Genomic DNA, 18,170 nt, shown 5'->3' on the forward strand with positions numbered 1-18,170 from the left:
CTTCCTTGATTTGTGGCACACTTCAGTGAGTTTGGGGCCGCTTTGCGGCCCTTCGCGGGCACGCCCGCTCCCACAGGTACAGCAATGTGCTTGGGAGCGGTGCGATCCCTGTGGGAGCGGGCGTGCCCGCGAACGAGGGCGCAGCCCTCGCCCTTGAATTGGCACTAAAGTGCCATAACCTGTCATATTCCCAGCCAGCGCCCCGTGGCGATGGCCTTTGACCAGAGGAACGACCGTGCATAACGTCGTGATCAGCGGCACCGGCCTGTATACCCCGGCCCAGAGCATTTCCAACGAAGAACTGGTGGCCTCTTTCAACGCCTGGTCGCAGCAGTTCAACCAGGACAACGCCGCCGCCATCGAGCGCGGTGAAGTCGAAGCGGCGCCGGTTTCCGACGCGGCGTTCATCGAAAAGGCCTCGGGCATCAAGAGCCGCTTCGTGATGGACAAGGCCGGCATCCTCGACCCGCAGCGCATGAAACCACGCCTGCCGGAACGCACCAACGATGAGCCGTCGGTGCTCTGCGAAATGGCCGTGGCCGCTGCCCGTCAGGCATTGGAGCGCGCCGGCCGTACGGCTGCCGATGTCGACGGGGTGATCGTTGCCTGTTCAAACCTGCAGCGCCCTTACCCTGCCATCGCCATCGAGGTGCAACAGGCGCTGGGCATCCAGGGCTTTGCCTTCGACATGAACGTGGCTTGCTCGTCGGCCACGTTCGGCATTCAGACCGCCGCCAACAGCGTGGCCCTGGGCCAGGCGCGTGCGGTGCTGATGGTCAACCCGGAGGTGTGCACCGGCCACCTGAACTTCCGTGACCGCGACAGCCATTTCATTTTCGGTGATGCCGCCACCGCCGTGTTGCTCGAACGTGCCGATCAGGCCACCTCGGCGCACCAGTTCGACATCGTCAGCAGCAAGCTGTGGACCGAGTTCTCCAACAACATCCGCAACAACTTCGGCTTCCTCAACCGCGCGGCGGAAGAGGGCGAGGGTGCGGCAGACAAGCTGTTCATCCAGGAAGGCCGCAAGGTGTTCCGCGAGGTGTGCCCGAAGGTGGCAGAGCTGATCGGTGAGCACCTGCAGGAAAATGGCCTGCAACCGAGCGATGTGAAGCGCTTCTGGTTGCACCAGGCCAACCTCAGCATGAACCACCTGATCGTCAAGAAACTGCTGGGGCGAGAAGTGGCCGAGGAAGATGCACCGGTGATTCTGGACCGCTACGCCAACACCAGTTCGGCGGGGTCGGTAATTGCCTTCCACCTGTACCAGGATGACCTGGCCAAGGGGGCGCTGGGGGTGTTGAGCTCGTTTGGTGCGGGGTATTCGATTGGTAGTGTGATTCTGCGCAAGCGCTGAGTCTTTTGGCGCCTGTACCGGCCTCTTCGCGGGCTTGCCCGCTCCCACAGGTACTCCACAGTTCTCAAGATCTGTGGTGATTCTGTGGGAGCGGGCAAGCCCGCGAAGAGGCCGGCGCATTTCTGCCAGGCAAAAAAAAGCGGGAAACGCCGGATGGGGTCGGCGTTTCCCGCTTCAGAGTGAAGCAGAGGAGGGTGCAGCTTAGAACTTGGCTTCCAGGTCTACCTGCAGCGTGTCTACGTCAGCATCGCTGTTCGGCAGGTTGGAGTAGTCGGTCTTGGCCATCAGGTAGGCCGCGCCCAGGGCGAAGTTCTTGTCGATTTCGTAACCCACTTTGAACTTGTGGCCACGGGAGCCGGTGAAGCCGTTACCGAAGTCAGAGTCGGTGAACAGGCTGACTACACCGTTACGTTGTACGTCGCGGTAGTTGTAGTCCAGGCTCCAGGCACCGATCTTGCTCTTCACACCAGCCAGCCAGGCCTTGTCCTTGCCGTCGGTGCTTTCGGTGTTCTTGACGAACTGGCCGTAAGCCGACAGCGGGATGGCGAAGCCGGTGAAGTCGATCTGACCGAAGCCTTCAACCAGGTTGAACTCGTCGGTGGTGTTGCCCAGCGAACGCAGGGCGGCCGAGGCCTTGTCGTTGTCGTAGCCGTAGATGCTGCCGCCAACGGTAACCTTGACGGTGTCAGCCGCGTTGAACTTGGTACCCAGCTGGGCCGCGTACAGCTGCGCGTCGTGCTTGAACTGCACGCCGTCGCCGTCGACGTTGTCCTTCAGGTTGTAGTGGCCGATGCTGCCGAACACTTCGGCCGGGCCGAGGTTGGTCTTGTAGGTAGCCGCCACGCCTTCCGGGTTGATGTCGCTGTCCCAGATGATGTCGCCCATGCTCACCCAAGGCTGGTTCATCTTGCCGCCGATCAGGTGCAGGTTAGGCACGGCAGTCGGGTGCCAGTCGAGGTAGGCCAGGTCGACCCACAGCGATTTCTTCTCGAAGTAGTTGTCCAGGCTCTGGTTGGTCGAGCGGGCATCGGCGCTGCTGCCGGTGGCCACACGCACGCCGGCGTCGACTTGCGGGTTGATCTCGCTGTAGAAACCGACACGGGCACGTACGCGCTCACGGTCCTGGTTGCCGCTGCGGGAGATCGGGTTGTCGACGTTGACGTCTTCGTAGCGCAGGCGTACATCACCCTTGATCTGGGTCTTGGCGGCCCATGCCACTTTTTGTTCGAAGTTGCTCATCCGTTCAGACTGAGCTTTCTGGTCGGCCTTTTCCTTGGTTTCTTTTGCCAGGTCGCCCTGCAGTTCGTTGTACTGCGCCTGGTTGATCGAGCCGTTGGCGCGGAGCATTTCGAGCAGCTTGGCGTCGACAGCAGCACTGGCCGGGGCGCTCAGAGCCAGCATCATGCCGGTGAGGCTCACTCCGGTAAGTGTAGAAACAAGACGCATAAGGTTCTCCCTACTGAAAAAAATGGGGGAGGCTCAAGCGCCTGCCCCTGCGTTGGCATGTCTTCGGAAAGGGCCTGACTAGACAGGTTCTGGGGTTCCGGAAAACAGGCGCAAGTATTGCGGGGGCCAATGACAGATTAATGTCTAATTAGTGGCACTGTTGTTAAGTAATTGAGAATAAAAGGATCAGCCTGGCGTTCGTCATTTGAGTGCCGGGCCGTCCTTGGGGATACTGAAGGCCTTCACACAGCGAGCCGAAACCGTGACCAGCCTGTACAGCCTTGCCCAATTGCGTGATCTTCCGGCGGCCACCTGGGATGCCTTGGTACCCGTAGGCCAGCCGTTCCTGCGCCATGCCTTTCTCAGTGCGATGGAGGACAGCGGCAGCGTGCAGCGCAGCACGGGCTGGGCTGCCGAGCACCTGGTGCTGGAGCGTGACGGGCAGGTGCGGGCGCTGATGCCGGCGTACCGCAAGTGGCACTCATATGGCGAGTATGTGTTCGACCATGGCTGGGCCGATGCCTGTGAGCGGGCCGGCATTGCCTACTATCCCAAGCTGTTGGGGGCAGTGCCGTTCAGCCCTGTCAGCGGCCCGCGGCTTTTTGCGGCCGACCCGGCTGACGGTTTGATGATGTTGCAGGCCCTGCCCGAGTATCTGGCCAAGGGTGGGCTTTCTGGCGCGCACATCAACTTCACCGACTCGGCGCTGGACGCGCAACTGGCAGCCCAGCCGGGCTGGATGGAGCGCCTGGGTTGCCAGTTCCATTGGCAGAATCGCGGCTACCGCGACTTCCAGGACTTCCTCGACAGCCTGAGTTCGCGCAAGCGCAAGCAGATGCGCAAGGAGCGTGAGCAGGTGGCGGGGCAGGGCATTGATTTTCGCTGGTACCGGGGCGATGAACTGGATGAAGCCCAGTGGGATTTCGTCTTCCTCTGTTACGCCAACACCTATGCGGTGCGCCGCCGGGCGCCGTACCTTACACGCGAGTTTTTCAGCTTGCTGGCCGAGCGCATGCCCGAGGCTGTGCGCGTGGTGATGGCCCGCCAGGGCGGGCGTGATGTGGCGATGGCCTTGAGCCTGGTGGGGGGCGACAGCCTGTTTGGCCGTTACTGGGGCTGCCTGGATGAATTCGACCGGCTGCATTTCGAGACGTGTTTCTACCAGGGCATGGAGTTTGCCATTGCCGAGGGGTATCAGCGTTTCGATGCCGGGGCGCAGGGGGAGCACAAGCTGATACGCGGGTTCGAGCCGGTGTTGACGCGGTCGTGGCATTACCTGCTGCACCCAGGGCTGCGGCGGGCGGTGGAGGACTTCCTGGTGCAGGAGCGGGCAGGGGTGAGGGGGTATGCCGAGGAGGCGCGGGGGATGTTGCCTTATCGTCGGGACTGAGGATTTTGTATTGCTTGTACTGGCCCTATCGCCGGCAAGCCAGCTCCCACAGGATTACCACTGGCCTTGAAGTCTGTGGAGGACTTGTGGGAGCTGGCTTGCCGGCGATAGGGCCAGTCCAGGACTCAGTCGACCCCGACAAACCCCCCGGTCTGGTGATGCCACAACCTGGCATACAGCCCTTGCTGCTCCAGCAGCTCACTGTGGCTGCCGCTCTCGACAATCCGCCCCTTGTCCAGCACCACCAGCCGGTCCATCCGCGCAATGGTGGACAACCGGTGGGCAATGGCGATCACCGTCTTGCCCTGCATCAGCGTCTCCAGGCTCTCCTGAATGGCTGCCTCCACCTCCGAGTCCAGCGCCGAGGTGGCTTCGTCCATGATCAGGATCGGCGCATTCTTCAGCAGCACGCGGGCAATGGCGATGCGCTGGCGCTGGCCGCCCGACAGCTTGACCCCACGCTCACCGACATGGGCATCGAAACCGGTGCGGCCCTGGGCGTCCGAAAGCTGGGGGATGAACTCGTCAGCCCGCGCGCGGCGCACGGCTTCAAGCAGCTCCGCTTCGCTGGCGCCGGGCTGGCCATACAGCAGGTTGTCGCGGATCGAGCGGTGCAGCAGCGAGGTGTCCTGGGTGATCATGCCGATCTGCGCACGCAGGCTGGCCTGGCTCACTTGGGCAATGTCCTGGCCGTCGATGAGGATACGCCCGCCCTGCACGTCGTACAGGCGCAGCAGCAGGTTGACCAAGGTCGACTTGCCCGCCCCGGACGGGCCGATCAAACCGATTTTTTCGCCAGGGCGGATGTTCAGGTTGAGCCCTTCGATCACGTTGGCGGCCTTGCCGTAGTGGAAATCGACATCGTCGAAGCGCACCTCGCCGCGGCTGACCTTGAGCGCCGGCGCGTTGGGCTGGTCGGTGACGGTGACCGGCTGGGCGATGGTCTGCAGGCCGTCCTGGACCATGCCGATGTTCTCGAAGATGCCATTGACCACCCACATGATCCAGCCCGACATGTTGACGATACGGATCACCAGGCCGGTGGCCAGTGCGATGGCGCCAACGGTGATCAGCGACTGGCTCCACAGCCATAGCGCCAGGCCCGTGGTGGTGACCACCAGCAGGCCGTTGAGGGTGGTGATGACCACGTCCATGCTGGTGACCACGCGCGCCGCCAGCTGGGTTTTCTCGGTTTGTTCGCGGATCGCTTCGCGGGCGTATTGCTGCTCGTAGTCGGTGTGGGCGAACAGCTTCAGGGTGGCGATGTTGGTGTAGCCATCGACAATGCGCCCCATCAGCTTGGAACGGGCGTCGGAAGAAATCACCGAACGTTCCTTCACCCTGGGTACGAAGTAGAAGAGCGCGGCGATGTAGCCGACGATCCACAGCAGCAGCGGCAGCATCAGGCGCCAGTCGGCCTCGGCGAACAGCACCAGCGAGGTGATGGCGTAGATCAGCACGTGCCATAGCGCGTCCACCGCCTGCACGGCGGAGTCGCGCAGCGAGTTGCCAGTCTGCATGATGCGCTGGGCGATGCGCCCGGCAAAGTCGCTCTGGAAGAAGTTCAGGCTCTGCTTGAGCACGTAAGTGTGGTTTTGCCAGCGGATCAGGCTGGTCATGCCGGGGTTGATGGTCTGGTGCACCAGCAGGTCGTGCAGGCCGAAGAAAACCGGCCGCAGCAGCAGTATCACCACCAGCATCCAGACCAGCTCGCCACTGTGCTCGCTGAAGAAGTTGGCATTGGGCGTGCCTTGGGCCAGGTCGATGATGCGGCTGAGGTAGCTGAACATGGCCACCTCGATCAGCGAGGCGAACAGCCCGACCACCAGCAGGGCAAGAAAGCTGGGCCATACCTGGCGCAGGTAATACAGGTAGAACGGCCACACGGTGGTCGGAGGCGACTCACTGGGTGCTTCGCGAAAAATATCGATCAGTTGTTCGAAACGGCGGTACAGCATGGGTAACGACACTCCTGTTCCATCCGACCCTCAGGCGGTTTCACGTCCCTGTGAAGCCCCGTGGTCAGTCGATGCGTTTGGCCGACTTGATGTAGACCGGGTCGGCCGGTACATCACGCATGCCTTTCTTGGTGGTGGTCGGCGAGTTGACGATCTGGTCGACCACTTCCATGCCCTTGGTCACCTTGCCGAATACGGCATAGCCACGGTCACGCCCCGGGTTGAGGAAGTCGTTGTCGGCCACGTTGATGAAGAACTGGCTGGTGGCCGAGTTCGGGTCCGAGGTGCGCGCCATCGACAGGGTGCCGCGGGTGTTCAGCAGGCCGTTGCTGGCTTCGTTCTTGATCGGATCATTGGTGTTTTTCTGCACCATCTGGTCAGTGAAACCACCGCCCTGGACCATGAACCCCGGGATCACGCGGTGGAAGATGGTGTTGTTGTAGAAGCCGCTGTCCACGTAATTGAGGAAGTTCTTGGTACTGACCGGCGCCTTCTCGGCATTCAGTTCGATTTCGACCTGGCCGAAGCTGGTGTCCAGCATAACGTGCGGGGTCTTGTCAGAAGCCATGACACTGGTGGCGAAGGCAACCGAGCAGGCGGTGAGCAGGAGTTTTTTCAGCATGGGCTCAAAGATCCTTGAGAGGTGGAAGCGGCTGCGAGGAACTGCAACAGGGTCTGGTTGAAGACCTCGGGTTGATCGAGGGGCGTAGCGTGCCGGGAATCGTCGACGACGACCAGCCTGGCGTTGGGCATCAGGGCGACGTAACGCTCTTTCAGTTGTATCGGGGTGTAATCGTGGTCGGCGGCAATGACCAAGGTAGGACAGTGAATCTGCCCGATGCGTTCCTGCACGCCCCAGTCGACGATGGCGTCGAAGCTCTTGAGGTAGGCGCGTTTGTCGTTGCGGGCCCAGCGTTGGGCCATCTTCTGCCGCAGCTCGGCCTGGTGGGGCTTGGGGAACAGGCGCTCGGCCAGGCCCTTGCCGACGGTTTCGACACTGAGCAACCGCGCCAGCCCCCAGCGTTTCAGCCACCAGACCCAGTCGCTGCGGCTACGGCGCTTGACCTCGGGGGCGCTGTTGACGATGCACAGGCTGCGCAGCCACTGCGGGTGGTCGACTGCGAACTGGAAACCCACCATGCCGCCCATGGACAGGCCGACGAAGTGCACGGGGCCGGTGTGCAGGTGTTCGAGCAGGGCCAGCAGGTCGGCACTGAAGGTGGCTATCTGGTAGCCGTCGCGGGGTTTGTCGGAGCGACCATGGCCGCGGATGTCCATCAGGATCACCCGGTAGTGGCGGCTCAACACCGGCACCTGCAACTCCCAGTCCTGGCAGCTGGAGCCAAGGCCGTGCAGCAACACCAGGGGTTCGCCCTGGCCATATTCCTCGTAATGCAGTGCGCATCCTTCGTGTTCGAAATAGGCCATGGGCGCGGTCCTCTCAGGCTTGCGGGGGGGCTGCGAAGGGCACGTCCAGTGGCGCGGTGTCGAAGTTGCGCAGCAGGTCGATGAGAATCTGCGTGGCCGGGCCCAGGGTCTTCTCTTTGCTCGAATAAAGGTAGAACAGTGGGTGGCGGCTGCCACCCTGATCCAGCTGCAGCGGCTTGAGCACGCCTTCACGCAGCTCGCGCTCGATCATGTGCCGGGGCAGCCAGGCAAAGCCCAGGCCGCTGCTGACGAAGGTGGCGGCGGTACCCAGGCTGCCGACCGTCCAGCGCTGTTCGGCCCCCAGCCAGCCAACGTCACGCGGCTGGGCGCGGCCGGAGTCGCGGATTACCACCTGCAACTGGCTTTCCAGGTCCTGGAAGGTGAGCTCGCGGCCCAGCCGGTGCAGGCTGTGCTCGGGGTGGGCGACGGCGACGAACTCCACCGCGCTCAGTTCGGCGCCAAGATAGCCGCCAATGCTGTAGCTGCTGATGGCCAGGTCGGCGATGCCTTCGTGCATCACTTCTTCCACGCCAGACAACACTTCTTCACGCAGGCGCACCCGGCAGCCGCGGCTTTGCGGCATGAACGCGGCCAGGGCGCGCACCAGCCGGGCGCTGGGGTAGGCGGCATCCACCACCAGGCGCACTTCGGCCTCCCAGCCTTGCTCCATGTGGTGGGCGAGGTCTTCGAGCTGGCTGGCCTGCTTGACCAGGTGGCGCGAGCGGCGCAGCAGTACGTTGCCAGCCTCGGTGAGCACGGCCTTGCGGCCATCGATGCGCAGCAGTGGCACACCCAGTTGTTCCTGCATGCGGGCCACGGTGTAGCTGACCGAGGACTGCGAGCGGTGCAGGGCCTCGGCGGCCTGGGCAAACCCGCCGTGATCGACCACTGCCTGCAGGGTTCGCCACTGGTCAAGGGTTACGCGCGGCGCTTTCATCTTTCGCTCCTGTTGTCCTAAGCTGCGCTCTTTCAAGGAGAGCGGCCCATGAAGAAATGTTGTGCGGCAATACTGATGTGCCTGCCCCTCGGGGCCATGGCCTACCCCATCGACGTGGAGAAGGAACTGACCGGGGTAAAGCTGGACTACACCGCCTATGACACGGCCTACGACATTGGCGCCATTACCCTCAACAACTATGGGCAGGTACCGGCCGCCTGCAAGGTGACGTTCCGCAATGGCCCGGAGGCACCCAGGGTACGCCGGGTGAACGTACCGGCGGGTAAAAGCGTCGATGTCACCGCCAAATTCAACCGGCAGATCATCAAACTGCGGATCGCCTTGAATTGCACGGCGGAATAAACCGATAAATCGATAGATTGAACCCACTTTTTACGCTTTTTTATCGATAGGTCAACCTTTAATCTCACCTCCATCGAATCGCAACCCTTTTTGCCGATGGAGGCACCCCATGTCCCGCGTACTGATCATCGAAAGCAGCGCTCGCCAGCAGGATTCCGTTTCCCGTCAGCTGACCCGTGATTTCATCCAGCAATGGCAGGCTGCCCACCCGGCCGATCAGATTACCGTGCGCGACCTGGCGGTGAGCCCGGTGCCGCACCTGGACGCCAACCTGCTGGGTGGCTGGATGAAGCCCGAAGAGCAGCGCAGTGCCGCCGAACTGGAGGCCCTGGCCCGTTCCAACGAACTGACTGATGAATTGCTGGCAGCGGACGTGCTGGTGATGGCCGCGCCGATGTACAACTTCACCATCCCCAGCACCCTGAAGGCCTGGCTGGACCATGTACTGCGTGCCGGCATCACCTTCAAGTACACCCCGACCGGCCCGCAAGGCCTGCTGACCGGCAAGCGCGCCATCGTGCTGACAGCCCGTGGTGGCATCCATGCCGGCGCCAGCAGCGACCACCAGGAACCTTACCTGCGCCAGGTGATGGCCTTCATCGGCATTCACGATGTCGACTTCATCCACGCCGAAGGCCTGAACATGAGTGGCGAGTTCCACGAGAAGGGCGTCAACCAGGCCAAGGCCAAGCTGGCGGCGGTGGCCTGAGGCTTGAAGAATTCCCAACCCTGACACCTGTTTTTGCTCCTTTGGGTGTACCTGCCCGGCCAATGGCCGGGCTTTTTTATGCCTGGTGTTTTGTGGATGGCTGTGCCGGCCTTTTCGCGGGCTTGCCCGCTCCCACAGGTACATCACAGGACTCAGGTGCGGTGATATACCTGTGGGAGCGGGCAAGCCCGCGAAGAGGCCGGCACAGCCCCCACATTCCTCATGGTTGAACACAAAGCCCGCAACCCGCTAAGGTCGCGGCCTTGATTCACGAGAGGCAACCATGGGCTACCTGATAATCGTCGCGCTGATCCAGGCGTTTTCCTTCAGCCTCATCGGCGAGTACCTGGCCGGGCACGTCGACAGCTACTTCGCCGTGCTCGCGCGGGTAGTGCTGGCCGGCCTGGTGTTCCTGCCGCTGACCCGCTGGCGCCAGGTCGAGCCGCGCTTCATGCGCTCGATGCTGCTGATCGGCGCGCTGCAGTACGGCATCACCTACGTCTGCCTGTACCTGAGCTTTCGCGTGCTCACCGTGCCGGAAGTGCTGCTGTTCACCATTCTCACGCCATTGCATGTAACGCTGATCGAAGACGCCATGAACCGGCGCTTCAACCCCTGGGCGCTGCTGGCGGCTTTGGTTGCCGTGGCCGGTGCGGCGGTGATCCGCTTCGACAGCATCAGCGGTGAGTTCTTCATCGGTTTCCTGCTGCTGCAACTGGCCAACTTCACCTACGCCGCCGGCCAGGTGCTGTACCGCCACCTGGTTGCATGCAACCCCAGCGACCTGCCGCACTACGCACGCTTTGGCTACTTCTACCTGGGCGCCTTGCTGGTGGTGCTGCCGGCCTTCCTGCTGTTCGGCAACGCCCAGCACCTGCCAAGCACACATGTGCAATGGCTGGTGTTGCTGTTCCTTGGCTTGTGCCCGACGGCGTTGGGCCTGTACTGGTGGAACAAGGGCGCATGCCTGGTTTCGGGCGGTACGCTGGCGGTGATGAACAACCTGCATGTGCCGGTGGGGCTGCTGCTGAACCTGTTGATCTGGAACCAGCACGAGCCTTTGGGGCGGCTGTTCATCGGCGGCGGGATCATCCTGGCGTCGGTATGGTTGAGCCGCCTGGGTGCGCGGCCCCAGGCACCGCTGGTCGGCAAGGCCTGACATGCACACCATCTTCGTCATCGTCGCGCCGATCTTTGCCCTGATCCTGGTCGGCTTCCTTTGCCGCAAGACCAACAAGCTGGGTGACAAGGCCGCCGCCGAGATCAACAAGATGGTGGTCTGGCTGTGCCTGCCGGCGTTGCTGTTCAAGGTAACTGCCACCGCCACCTGGAGCGAGATCTGGCACCCAGGGTTCATCGTGGCTTTTGGTGCAGGCGCCCTGGCGATGTTCGTGGTCACGCTGGCGTGGCGGCTCTACAGCGGTCATGGCCTGGTGGCATCGAGCATCGACGGGCTCAGTGCGGGGTATGCCAACACTGGCTACATCGGCATCCCGTTGTGCCTGTTGCTGTTTGGTCAGGCGGGCTTGCAGCCGGCGCTGATCTCGTCGCTGATCGTGGTGTGCCTTGTGTTCGCCATTTCACTGACGCTGATTGAGATCGGGTTGCAGGAAGAACGTCATGTCGGCCGTGCCATCGTGGTGGTGGGCAAGGCGCTGGCGAAAAACCCGTTGGTGATTTCGCCACTGGCAGGCGCTGCCTGGGCGGTTTCCGGGTTGGGCCTGGCGGAACCGGTGATGCACTTTCTCGACATGCTGGCGCTGGCGACCACGCCGTGTGCGCTGATATCGCTGGGTGCATTTCTGGCTGAAAAACGTACAGGGTCGCAGGCCAGCCCGTGGCCGTTGGTGGCCTTGAAGTTGGTAGGGCAGCCAGCGCTGACCTGGGTGCTGGCGTTCAAGGTATTCAGCTTGCCGACCATGTGGGCGGCGTCGGCGGTGCTGTTGGCGGCACTGCCGACCGGGACCGGGCCGTTCATGCTGGCGGAGTACTACAACCGTGAGGCGGGGCTGATATCGCGGACGATCTTGTTGTCGACCGTGGCTTCGCTGGTGACCTTGACCGGGTTGTTGTACTTGCTGGGGTATGCGGGATAGCGGAAGGCCCTATCGCCGGCAAGCCAGCTCCCACAGGGATATCACAAGGCCTGAGGTCGGCGCTGCACCTGTGGGAGATTCTATGGTTTCTGGCAAGGGCATCAGGGTTGCCGTGGCGAGCACCTGTGAGCCCTGATGCGATCCCTGTGGGAGCTGGCTTGCCGGCGATGGGCTGCAAAGCAGCCCCGGCAATCTCAAGCCTCGCTCATCTCTTCCAACCGACGCGGCAAAGGCTCCTGCGCCACACGTCCGCTCAACCCCACGCGCATGTCATTGCCACTCGGCTGCTGATACAGGCTCAAGCCAAACTCCGGCAATACCGCCAGCAGGTAGTCGAAAATATCCCCCTGAATCCGCTCATAGTCTGCCCACACCGTGGTGGTGGTAAAGCAGTAGATCTCCAGCGGCACACCCTCGGCCGTGGTCTGCATCTGCCGCACCATGCAGGTCATGTTCGGGTGCACGTTGGGGTGGTTTTTCAGGTAGGCCAGGGCAAACGCGCGGAACGTACCGATGTTGGTCAGCTTGCGGCGGTTGGCCGACAGCTCGGCCACCGGGCCCAGGGCTTCGTTCCAGCTTTGCAACTCCTGACGCTTGCCGGCCAGGTAGTCGCCCAGCAGGCTCACCTGGGTCAGGCGCTGCTCTTCTTCGCGGGTAAGGAAACGCACACCGGCAGCGTCAATGAACAGGCTGCGCTTGATCCGTCGGCCACCGGACTGCTGCATGCCGCGGTAGTTGCGGAACGACTCGCTCATCAGGCGCCAGGTGGGGATGGAGACGATGGTCTTGTCGAAGTTCTGCACCTTCACGGTGTGCAGGGTGATGTCCACTACATCGCCATCGGCACCTACCTGCGGCATTTCGATCCAGTCGCCCACATGCAGCATGTCGTTGCTGGTCAGCTGCACACTGGCGACGAATGACAGCAGGGTGTCCTTGTACACCAACAGCAGCACCGCCGACATGGCACCCAGGCCCGACAACAGCAACAGCGGCGAGCGGTCGATCAGGGTGGCGACGATGACGATGGAGGCAAAGATCCACAGCATCATCTTGGCCAGTTGCACGTAACCCTTGATGGAGCGGGTGCGGGCGTGCTCGGTGCGGGCGTAGATGTCGAGCAGGGCATCCAGCAGGCACGACAGTGCCATGGTCATGAACAGCAGGGTGAAGGCCAGGGCGACATTGCCCAGGAAGTGCTGGGCGGTGTCGGACAACTCCGGCACCAGCTTCAGGCCAAATTGCAGCACCAGTGACGGTGTGGTCTGCGCCAGGCGGTGCAGGACCTTGTTGTGGCGCAGGTCGTCCAGCCACTTCAGCGCCGGTTGGCGAGACAGCAGGCGGGCGCTGTGCAGTACCAGGAAGCGTGCCAGGCGGCCGATGACCAGGGAAATCAGCAGCAGTACCGCCAGGCCGATGGCGGCGTGCAGCATGGGATGTTGGTCGAGGGTGCCCCACAGGTCGAGGGAGTCACGCCAGATTCGTTGGATATCCATGGGCTTGCGTACAGTCTTTTGCGAAACGAAGTGCCATTAGAGCGCGGATGGCGGCAAAGTTGCCAAAAGAAATTCGGCTAAGCCGGCAGAAAACGTTACCCTATGCAACTGAATTTCCCGCACTTGCCTGAGGTTACCTCCGTGTTCTCCCAATTCGCCCTGCATGAACGCCTGCTTAAAGCCGTGGCCGAGCTTAAATTTGTCGAGCCAACCCCGGTGCAGGCTGCGGCCATCCCCCTGGCCCTGCAAGGGCGCGACCTGCGCGTGACCGCGCAGACCGGTAGCGGCAAAACGGCAGCCTTTGTACTGCCGCTGCTCAACCGCCTGGTCGACCTGAAAGGTGGGCGGGTAGAGATCCGCTCGCTGATCCTGCTGCCGACCCGCGAGCTGGCCCAGCAGACCCTAAAGCAAGTGCAGCTGTTCTCGCAGTTCACCTACATCAAGGCGGGCCTGGTCACCGGCGGTGAAGACTTCAAGGAACAGGCCGCGATGCTGCGCAAGGTGCCGGACGTGCTGATCGGCACCCCGGGCCGCCTGCTCGAGCATCTCAATGCCGGCAACCTCGACCTGTCCCACGTGCAAGTGATGATCCTCGACGAAGCCGACCGCATGCTCGACATGGGCTTCGCCGAAGACATGGAGCGCCTGTGCAAGGAATGCGAGAACCGCGAGCAAACCCTGCTGTTCTCCGCCACCACCGGTGGCGCGGCCCTGCGCGACATCATTGGCAAAGTACTCAAAGACCCTGAGCACCTGATGCTCAACAGCGTCTCGCAACTGGCCGAGGGCACCCGCCAGCAAATCATTACCGCCGACCACGACCAGCACAAAGAGGCGATCGTGCAGTGGCTGCTGGCCAACGAAACCTTCGACAAGGCGATCATCTTCACCAATACCCGCGCCTTGGCCGACCGCATCTACGGCCACCTGGTGGCCAAGGACGTCAAAGCCTTCGTGCTGCACGGCGAAAAGGACCAGAAGGACCGCAAGCTGGCCATCGAGCGCTTCAAGCAGGGCAGCTCCAAGGTGCTGGTGGCCACCGACGTGGCGGCCCGTGGCCTGGACATCGACGGCCTGGACCTGGTGATCAACTTCGACATGCCTCGCAGCGGTGACGAATACGTGCACCGCGTGGGCCGCACCGGCCGCGCCGGTGGCGAAGGCCTGGCGATCTCGCTGATCACCCACAACGACTGGAACCTGATGTCGAGCATCGAGCGCTACTTGAAGCAGCAGTTCGAGCGCCGGGTGATCAAGGAAGTGAAGGGTACCTACAGCGGGCCGAAGAAGGTCAAGGCGTCGGGCAAGGCTGTTGGGGCCAAGAAGAAGAAGGTCGACAAGAAGGGCGGCGACAAGAAAGCTGCCGCCAAGCGCAAGCCAACCGCCAAGCCGAGGCCAAACGCACCGCTGGCCAGCGCTGACGGCCTGGCACCGCTGAAAAAGCGCAAGCCTGCTGCTGAGTAATATTCAGTAGCGAGGCTTGCTTCTTCGCGGGTAAATCGGATCGCCGCACCGCCGCTCCCACAGGTATTGCACAGCTTTCGAAGGCTGTGGAGTACCTGTGGGAGCGGCGGTGCGGCGATCCGATTTACCCGCGAAGAGGCCGGCACAGGCGACAATTAATCAGCCTTCTTCTCCGCCGTTTTCAATTCCTTGATCCGCTGGTCAATCAGCTGACACTTGTCGGGCAAGTCCTTGCTCGCCGTCTCCAGATCCATACCCTGAAGCTCGTCATTGATCTCCTTGGCCTTCTGCGGGTTCTGCTCGGTCAACTGGGTAACCAACCCGGCCAGCTCTTCACGTTTCTGCGTCGCTTCCTCTGGTGTGCAGGCCCACGCGGGCAGAGCGCAGAGCAGGGCGGTGGCGCAGGCAATGGGTAGCAGCGGTTTCATCCTTTTTACCTCCAGCGGTGGCTATGCGCGGTGGAGGGCTGCGGGTGTGGGGAAGTTCAGGGCTTGCGACCGGTGGATCATTTCCATGATGGAAGTAGTCCGTTTCTGAAGTGCCTCAATATCCCCTTTGCGCCGTTGAACAGCGCGCTACATCACTCTAGGCTCGGAGGAAAAGAGGGGGTATTGTATGTACAGCTGTAAATACAGGGCGTCCCATGTTCTTTGAATGGGACGAAGCGAAAAACCAGATCAATATCCGCAAGCACGGCATCGATTTTGCCGACGTGCCTGATATGTTCAACCACCCCATGCTGATCCGGCGCGATGAGCATGTGGCGTGTGCTGAAGAGCGTTGGGTCAGCATCGGATGGCTGAAGGCGCTGATAGGCGTCGTCGTGTACACAGAGAGGCGGGGTGAAGTGATACGCATTATTTCCGCGAGAAAAGCCACCAAATGGGAGGCCAGACACTATGACCAAATCATCCAAAACTGACTGGAACCGGCTGGCCCGGCAGGACGACAAGCATATCGATACAACAGATATCCCGGAGCTCGACGAGGAGTTTTTCCGTCAGGCCGAGCTGCGTGTTCCTGCCAAGCAGGCAGTGACCATTCGCCTGGACTCAGATGTCCTAGCCTGGTTCAAAGAGCAGGGCAGCGGTTACCAGACCCGCATAAACCAGTTGCTGCGCCAGTACATGCAAGCTCAGCAGAAGCCGCGCTGAGCTTTTCCAGGCGCTGCGGCACGTAAATGGTAGCGATCTCGGGGTGGTCCAGCATCACTGGGAGGCCGGTATGTCAGCCTGCGATGTGGGGACGCGCTGTCATGTCTATGCCGAGTGCTTTCATGACGGTCAGGAACGATTTGAGGGTTGGGTTGCCATGCTCGCTGAAAGACCGGTAAAGCTGTTCACGAGACAGCCCGGTTTCTTTTGCCAGCTCGCTCATGCCTTTTGCTCGCGCTACCACGCCGACAGCTTTGGCGACATAGCTGGCATCCCCAGTCTCAAGGGCATCGGTCATGAACACCGCTATTGCTTCGGGGGTGGTGAGGTATTCGGCGGGGTCGAATTCAGAGAAGGTTTCAGTCATTTTGCATCCTCCACGAACGCAGAATCTGGTGGGCAGCCTTGATGTCTCGTTGTTGGCTGCTTTTATCGCCGCCGCACAAAAGAATCACGAACGTGCTGCCCGCCTGATGGAAATACACCCGGTAACCAGGCCCATAGTGAACCCTGAGCTCACTGACGCCGTGGCCGACCGGTGATACGTCGCCAGGCAGGCCCTCCATCAACCGGTTGATCCGAGAAATGATTCGGGCTCTGGCGCTGATGTCCCGGAGGCCGGTCACCCAATGTCTGAAACTGCTGGATTCGATTTTCTTCATCGAGTGAATGTAGTTTATAAACTACACGTGGCGGTCCCGCAAATGGTTTCTGCCTATTGCCGTAGCAGCGTCTTCAGGGTCACGCACATCTTACCCACCAAGATCTTTCGGAACACCGCACCTCACTGGCGAGTCCCAACCTGTGTACCCCTTTCGTCCACAGCAGGAGCCCGTAGCCATGAGCATCGCCTACGACTGGGACCTGATCGAACGCTTGCTGCACGAGGTGCAGAACGGCGGCGGTCACAGCTTTACGCCACGCCCTTATGCCGAGCAGCACGCTGCCGCGCTGGCCGCCAAAGGCGAGCCGGTGGGTGACCTGGACCACCTGAAAACCCGTGCCTGCGAATATGAAAAGTTGTTGTTCGACCGCGGCTTTATCGAAAGCCGGCCTGAAGAGGACGGCGGCAACGGCGAGAACTTCGTGCTGACCGAGCGCGGCTCGCGGCTGATGAGCCTGATCGACAGCAGCATCCCGGGCTTCGAGCACCCGCGCCAGGTGCTCGATGAGCAGGAGGATGCGCTGGATGAAGCCACCTTCGAGCGCGTGTCTTCGAAGGCGCAGATCGCTTGAGGTCGTTTTGAGGCTGGCAAGATCGGGTACGCAAACCCGATAATCGGTAGCTTCTGAATACTGCCGAGCCTATGCCCATGCCTTCGATCACCCCAGAGGCCCGCCTATGAGTGCGGTCCGCAAGAACCCTGACGCCTTCGCCTTTCAGGTGATGCTGGGGCTGTGCCTGATCTGGGGTTGCCAGCAGGTGCTGATCAAAACCGCCGCCGTCGATATCGCGCCAGTAATGCAGGCAGCGCTGCGCAACGGCATCGCTGCCGTGCTGGTGGCGCTGATGCTGTGTTGGCGCGGAGGCTGGGAACAGCTCGGCAATACCTGGCGTGCCGGGTTGCTCGCTGGCGGTCTGTTCGGCGTGGAGTTCCTGTTCATTGCCGAGGGTTTGAAGCTGACATCGGCGGCGCACATGTCTGTGTTCCTCTATACCGCACCGGTGTTCACGGCGCTGGGCCTGCATTTCCGGCTGCCCAGTGAGCGCCTGCGGTTGTTGCAGTGGCTGGGGATTCTGTTGGCATTCGGTGGCATTGCCATGGCATTTGCCGGCGGCATGTCGTTCGAGGAGATGGATGGCCGCATGTTGCTGGGCGATGCCTTTGGCGTAATCGCCGGGCTGGCCTGGGGCGCGACTACGGTTGTGGTGCGCTGCTCGCGGCTTTCTGAAGCGCCGGCGACCTTGACCTTGTTCTATCAACTGGCGGTGGGTTTTGCCGGGTTGTTGCTGATTGCCCTGCTCAGCGGACAGATCGGCGCGGTGTCGTTGACGCCGCTGGCCATGGGCAGTGTGCTGTTCCAGGGGATTGTGGTGTCGTTCGTCAGTTACCTGACGTGGTTCTGGTTGCTGCGTAAATACCTGGCGTCGAACCTGGCGGTGTTTTCGTTCATCACCCCGCTGTTTGGGGTGACCTTCGGTGTACTGCTGCTGGATGAGCCGCTGAGCTTCAACTTTGTAATTGGCGCGCTGATGGTGTTGCTGGGGGTGATCCTGGTGAGTGCCGAGCCTTGGGTGAAGCGGCAGTTGCGGCGGTTGGTCGGGTAAGGGGTAGCTTGCACCGGCCTCTTCGCGGGCTTGCCCGCTCCCACAGGTATTGCGCAGAACTTGAGGGTTATGCAGTCCCTGTGGGAGCGGGCAAGCCCGCGAA

General features: G+C 61.8%; 20 protein-coding genes. 11 read left to right on the plus strand and 9 right to left on the minus strand.

Annotation, left to right across the window (positions count from 1 at the left end):
• Nucleotides 1-235: 235 nt before the first annotated feature.
• A complete protein-coding gene (locus tag ACFY9W_RS02475) occupies nt 236-1,357 on the plus strand; it encodes a beta-ketoacyl-ACP synthase III (protein WP_391125270.1) in 1,122 nt (373 codons plus the stop codon).
• A 201-nt stretch (nt 1,358-1,558) separates the two neighbouring features.
• Here the strand turns inward: ACFY9W_RS02475 and ACFY9W_RS02480 are convergent, their stop codons facing one another.
• On the minus strand, nt 1,559-2,803 hold the full coding sequence (locus ACFY9W_RS02480; protein WP_391125273.1) for a putative porin: 1,245 nt from the start codon (nt 2,801-2,803) through the stop codon (nt 1,559-1,561).
• A gap of 262 nt (nt 2,804-3,065) precedes the next feature.
• Between ACFY9W_RS02480 and ACFY9W_RS02485 the strand changes: the two genes are divergently transcribed.
• The gene (locus ACFY9W_RS02485; RefSeq protein ID WP_391125276.1) at nt 3,066-4,193 is read left to right on the plus strand and encodes a GNAT family N-acetyltransferase; all 1,128 of its coding nucleotides are present in this window, start codon (nt 3,066-3,068) and stop codon (nt 4,191-4,193) included.
• Nucleotides 4,194-4,318: 125 nt separating this feature from the next.
• On the opposite strand, the gene ACFY9W_RS02490 is transcribed toward ACFY9W_RS02485, so the two are convergent.
• The 4 genes from ACFY9W_RS02490 to ACFY9W_RS02505 all read right to left on the minus strand — a co-directional run bounded on the left by ACFY9W_RS02490 (nt 4,319) and on the right by ACFY9W_RS02505 (nt 8,516).
• The gene (locus ACFY9W_RS02490; protein ID WP_391125279.1) at nt 4,319-6,151 is read right to left on the minus strand and encodes an ATP-binding cassette domain-containing protein; all 1,833 of its coding nucleotides are present in this window, start codon (nt 6,149-6,151) and stop codon (nt 4,319-4,321) included.
• 64 nt (nt 6,152-6,215) lie between these two features.
• Nucleotides 6,216-6,773 carry a peptidylprolyl isomerase gene (locus ACFY9W_RS02495; protein WP_391125282.1) on the minus strand — a complete coding sequence of 186 codons (558 nt, stop codon included), beginning with the start codon at nt 6,771-6,773 and terminating at the stop codon, nt 6,216-6,218.
• Nucleotides 6,767-7,579, minus strand: coding sequence for an alpha/beta fold hydrolase (locus ACFY9W_RS02500; protein WP_391125285.1), 813 nt, complete (start codon nt 7,577-7,579; stop codon nt 6,767-6,769). Before ACFY9W_RS02500 ends, ACFY9W_RS02495 begins: the two co-directional genes overlap by 7 nt.
• Before the next feature lie 13 nt (nt 7,580-7,592).
• Complete coding sequence (locus ACFY9W_RS02505; RefSeq protein ID WP_391125288.1) at nt 7,593-8,516, minus strand: LysR substrate-binding domain-containing protein; 924 nt, start codon at nt 8,514-8,516, stop codon at nt 7,593-7,595.
• 48 nt (nt 8,517-8,564) lie between these two features.
• Between ACFY9W_RS02505 and ACFY9W_RS02510 the strand changes: the two genes are divergently transcribed.
• From ACFY9W_RS02510 to ACFY9W_RS02525, 4 genes are all read left to right on the plus strand, one after another.
• Nucleotides 8,565-8,879 carry a hypothetical protein gene (locus ACFY9W_RS02510; protein ID WP_003254609.1) on the plus strand — a complete coding sequence of 105 codons (315 nt, stop codon included), beginning with the start codon at nt 8,565-8,567 and terminating at the stop codon, nt 8,877-8,879.
• A gap of 109 nt (nt 8,880-8,988) precedes the next feature.
• Nucleotides 8,989-9,588 (plus strand): FMN-dependent NADH-azoreductase, encoded by a 600-nt coding sequence (locus tag ACFY9W_RS02515; protein WP_060497486.1) that lies wholly within the window; start codon nt 8,989-8,991, stop codon nt 9,586-9,588.
• Between the two features lie 283 nt (nt 9,589-9,871).
• A complete protein-coding gene (locus tag ACFY9W_RS02520; protein WP_391125293.1) occupies nt 9,872-10,747 on the plus strand; it encodes a carboxylate/amino acid/amine transporter in 876 nt (291 codons plus the stop codon).
• A 1-nt stretch (nt 10,748) separates the two neighbouring features.
• Nucleotides 10,749-11,684 carry an AEC family transporter gene (locus tag ACFY9W_RS02525; RefSeq protein ID WP_391125296.1) on the plus strand — a complete coding sequence of 312 codons (936 nt, stop codon included), beginning with the start codon at nt 10,749-10,751 and terminating at the stop codon, nt 11,682-11,684.
• Between the two features lie 194 nt (nt 11,685-11,878).
• On the opposite strand, the gene ACFY9W_RS02530 is transcribed toward ACFY9W_RS02525, so the two are convergent.
• Complete coding sequence (locus tag ACFY9W_RS02530; RefSeq protein WP_391125299.1) at nt 11,879-13,180, minus strand: mechanosensitive ion channel domain-containing protein; 1,302 nt, start codon at nt 13,178-13,180, stop codon at nt 11,879-11,881.
• A 102-nt stretch (nt 13,181-13,282) separates the two neighbouring features.
• On the opposite strand from ACFY9W_RS02530, the gene ACFY9W_RS02535 reads away from it, so the two are divergent.
• Complete coding sequence (locus tag ACFY9W_RS02535) at nt 13,283-14,644, plus strand: DEAD/DEAH box helicase (protein WP_105946026.1); 1,362 nt, start codon at nt 13,283-13,285, stop codon at nt 14,642-14,644.
• Between the two features lie 155 nt (nt 14,645-14,799).
• Here ACFY9W_RS02535 and ACFY9W_RS02540 read toward each other — a convergent pair whose 3' ends face one another.
• Nucleotides 14,800-15,072: a hypothetical protein gene (locus ACFY9W_RS02540; protein WP_012273612.1), complete on the minus strand. Its 273-nt coding sequence runs from the start codon at nt 15,070-15,072 to the stop codon at nt 14,800-14,802.
• Nucleotides 15,073-15,287: 215 nt separating this feature from the next.
• On the opposite strand from ACFY9W_RS02540, the gene ACFY9W_RS02545 reads away from it, so the two are divergent.
• On the plus strand, nt 15,288-15,566 hold the full coding sequence (locus ACFY9W_RS02545) for a BrnT family toxin (RefSeq protein WP_391125303.1): 279 nt from the start codon (nt 15,288-15,290) through the stop codon (nt 15,564-15,566).
• Nucleotides 15,544-15,798 carry a BrnA antitoxin family protein gene (locus tag ACFY9W_RS02550; protein ID WP_391125306.1) on the plus strand — a complete coding sequence of 85 codons (255 nt, stop codon included), beginning with the start codon at nt 15,544-15,546 and terminating at the stop codon, nt 15,796-15,798. Before ACFY9W_RS02545 ends, ACFY9W_RS02550 begins: the two co-directional genes overlap by 23 nt.
• 73 nt (nt 15,799-15,871) lie before the next feature.
• On the opposite strand, the gene ACFY9W_RS02555 is transcribed toward ACFY9W_RS02550, so the two are convergent.
• Both ACFY9W_RS02555 and ACFY9W_RS02560 read right to left on the minus strand, forming a co-directional pair.
• The gene (locus tag ACFY9W_RS02555; RefSeq protein ID WP_391125309.1) at nt 15,872-16,165 is read right to left on the minus strand and encodes an addiction module antidote protein; all 294 of its coding nucleotides are present in this window, start codon (nt 16,163-16,165) and stop codon (nt 15,872-15,874) included.
• The gene (locus ACFY9W_RS02560; RefSeq protein WP_391125312.1) at nt 16,158-16,460 is read right to left on the minus strand and encodes a type II toxin-antitoxin system RelE/ParE family toxin; all 303 of its coding nucleotides are present in this window, start codon (nt 16,458-16,460) and stop codon (nt 16,158-16,160) included. Before ACFY9W_RS02560 ends, ACFY9W_RS02555 begins: the two co-directional genes overlap by 8 nt.
• A gap of 178 nt (nt 16,461-16,638) precedes the next feature.
• On the opposite strand from ACFY9W_RS02560, the gene ACFY9W_RS02565 reads away from it, so the two are divergent.
• Nucleotides 16,639-17,034 carry a transcriptional regulator gene (locus tag ACFY9W_RS02565; protein ID WP_391125315.1) on the plus strand — a complete coding sequence of 132 codons (396 nt, stop codon included), beginning with the start codon at nt 16,639-16,641 and terminating at the stop codon, nt 17,032-17,034.
• 106 nt (nt 17,035-17,140) lie between these two features.
• Nucleotides 17,141-18,067: an EamA family transporter gene (locus ACFY9W_RS02570; protein ID WP_391125317.1), complete on the plus strand. Its 927-nt coding sequence runs from the start codon at nt 17,141-17,143 to the stop codon at nt 18,065-18,067.
• Nucleotides 18,068-18,170: the final 103 nt, after the last annotated feature.

It is taken from the genome of Pseudomonas sp. NPDC008258 (genome assembly GCF_042956345.1).
Taxonomy (GTDB): Bacteria; Pseudomonadota; Gammaproteobacteria; order Pseudomonadales; family Pseudomonadaceae; genus Aquipseudomonas.

Bases quoted from the DNA above. Each gene is read 5' to 3' on its own strand.
- ACFY9W_RS02480 (WP_391125273.1), bottom strand. From the start codon at position 2,803: ATGCGTCTTGTTTCTACACTTACCGGAGTGAGCCTCACCGGCATGATG.
- ACFY9W_RS02490 (WP_391125279.1), bottom strand. From the start codon at position 6,151: ATGCTGTACCGCCGTTTCGAACAACTGATCGATATTTTTCGCGAAGCA.
- ACFY9W_RS02495 (WP_391125282.1), bottom strand. From the start codon at position 6,773: ATGCTGAAAAAACTCCTGCTCACCGCCTGCTCGGTTGCCTTCGCCACC.
- ACFY9W_RS02500 (WP_391125285.1), bottom strand. From the start codon at position 7,579: ATGGCCTATTTCGAACACGAAGGATGCGCACTGCATTACGAGGAATAT.
- ACFY9W_RS02505 (WP_391125288.1), bottom strand. From the start codon at position 8,516: ATGAAAGCGCCGCGCGTAACCCTTGACCAGTGGCGAACCCTGCAGGCA.
- ACFY9W_RS02510 (WP_003254609.1), top strand. From the start codon at position 8,565: ATGAAGAAATGTTGTGCGGCAATACTGATGTGCCTGCCCCTCGGGGCC.
- ACFY9W_RS02515 (WP_060497486.1), top strand. From the start codon at position 8,989: ATGTCCCGCGTACTGATCATCGAAAGCAGCGCTCGCCAGCAGGATTCC.
- ACFY9W_RS02520 (WP_391125293.1), top strand. From the start codon at position 9,872: ATGGGCTACCTGATAATCGTCGCGCTGATCCAGGCGTTTTCCTTCAGC.
- ACFY9W_RS02525 (WP_391125296.1), top strand. From the start codon at position 10,749: ATGCACACCATCTTCGTCATCGTCGCGCCGATCTTTGCCCTGATCCTG.
- ACFY9W_RS02530 (WP_391125299.1), bottom strand. From the start codon at position 13,180: ATGGATATCCAACGAATCTGGCGTGACTCCCTCGACCTGTGGGGCACC.
- ACFY9W_RS02535 (WP_105946026.1), top strand. From the start codon at position 13,283: ATGCAACTGAATTTCCCGCACTTGCCTGAGGTTACCTCCGTGTTCTCC.
- ACFY9W_RS02540 (WP_012273612.1), bottom strand. From the start codon at position 15,072: ATGAAACCGCTGCTACCCATTGCCTGCGCCACCGCCCTGCTCTGCGCT.
- ACFY9W_RS02545 (WP_391125303.1), top strand. From the start codon at position 15,288: ATGTTCTTTGAATGGGACGAAGCGAAAAACCAGATCAATATCCGCAAG.
- ACFY9W_RS02550 (WP_391125306.1), top strand. From the start codon at position 15,544: ATGACCAAATCATCCAAAACTGACTGGAACCGGCTGGCCCGGCAGGAC.
- ACFY9W_RS02555 (WP_391125309.1), bottom strand. From the start codon at position 16,165: ATGACTGAAACCTTCTCTGAATTCGACCCCGCCGAATACCTCACCACC.
- ACFY9W_RS02560 (WP_391125312.1), bottom strand. From the start codon at position 16,460: ATGAAGAAAATCGAATCCAGCAGTTTCAGACATTGGGTGACCGGCCTC.
- ACFY9W_RS02565 (WP_391125315.1), top strand. From the start codon at position 16,639: ATGAGCATCGCCTACGACTGGGACCTGATCGAACGCTTGCTGCACGAG.
- ACFY9W_RS02570 (WP_391125317.1), top strand. From the start codon at position 17,141: ATGAGTGCGGTCCGCAAGAACCCTGACGCCTTCGCCTTTCAGGTGATG.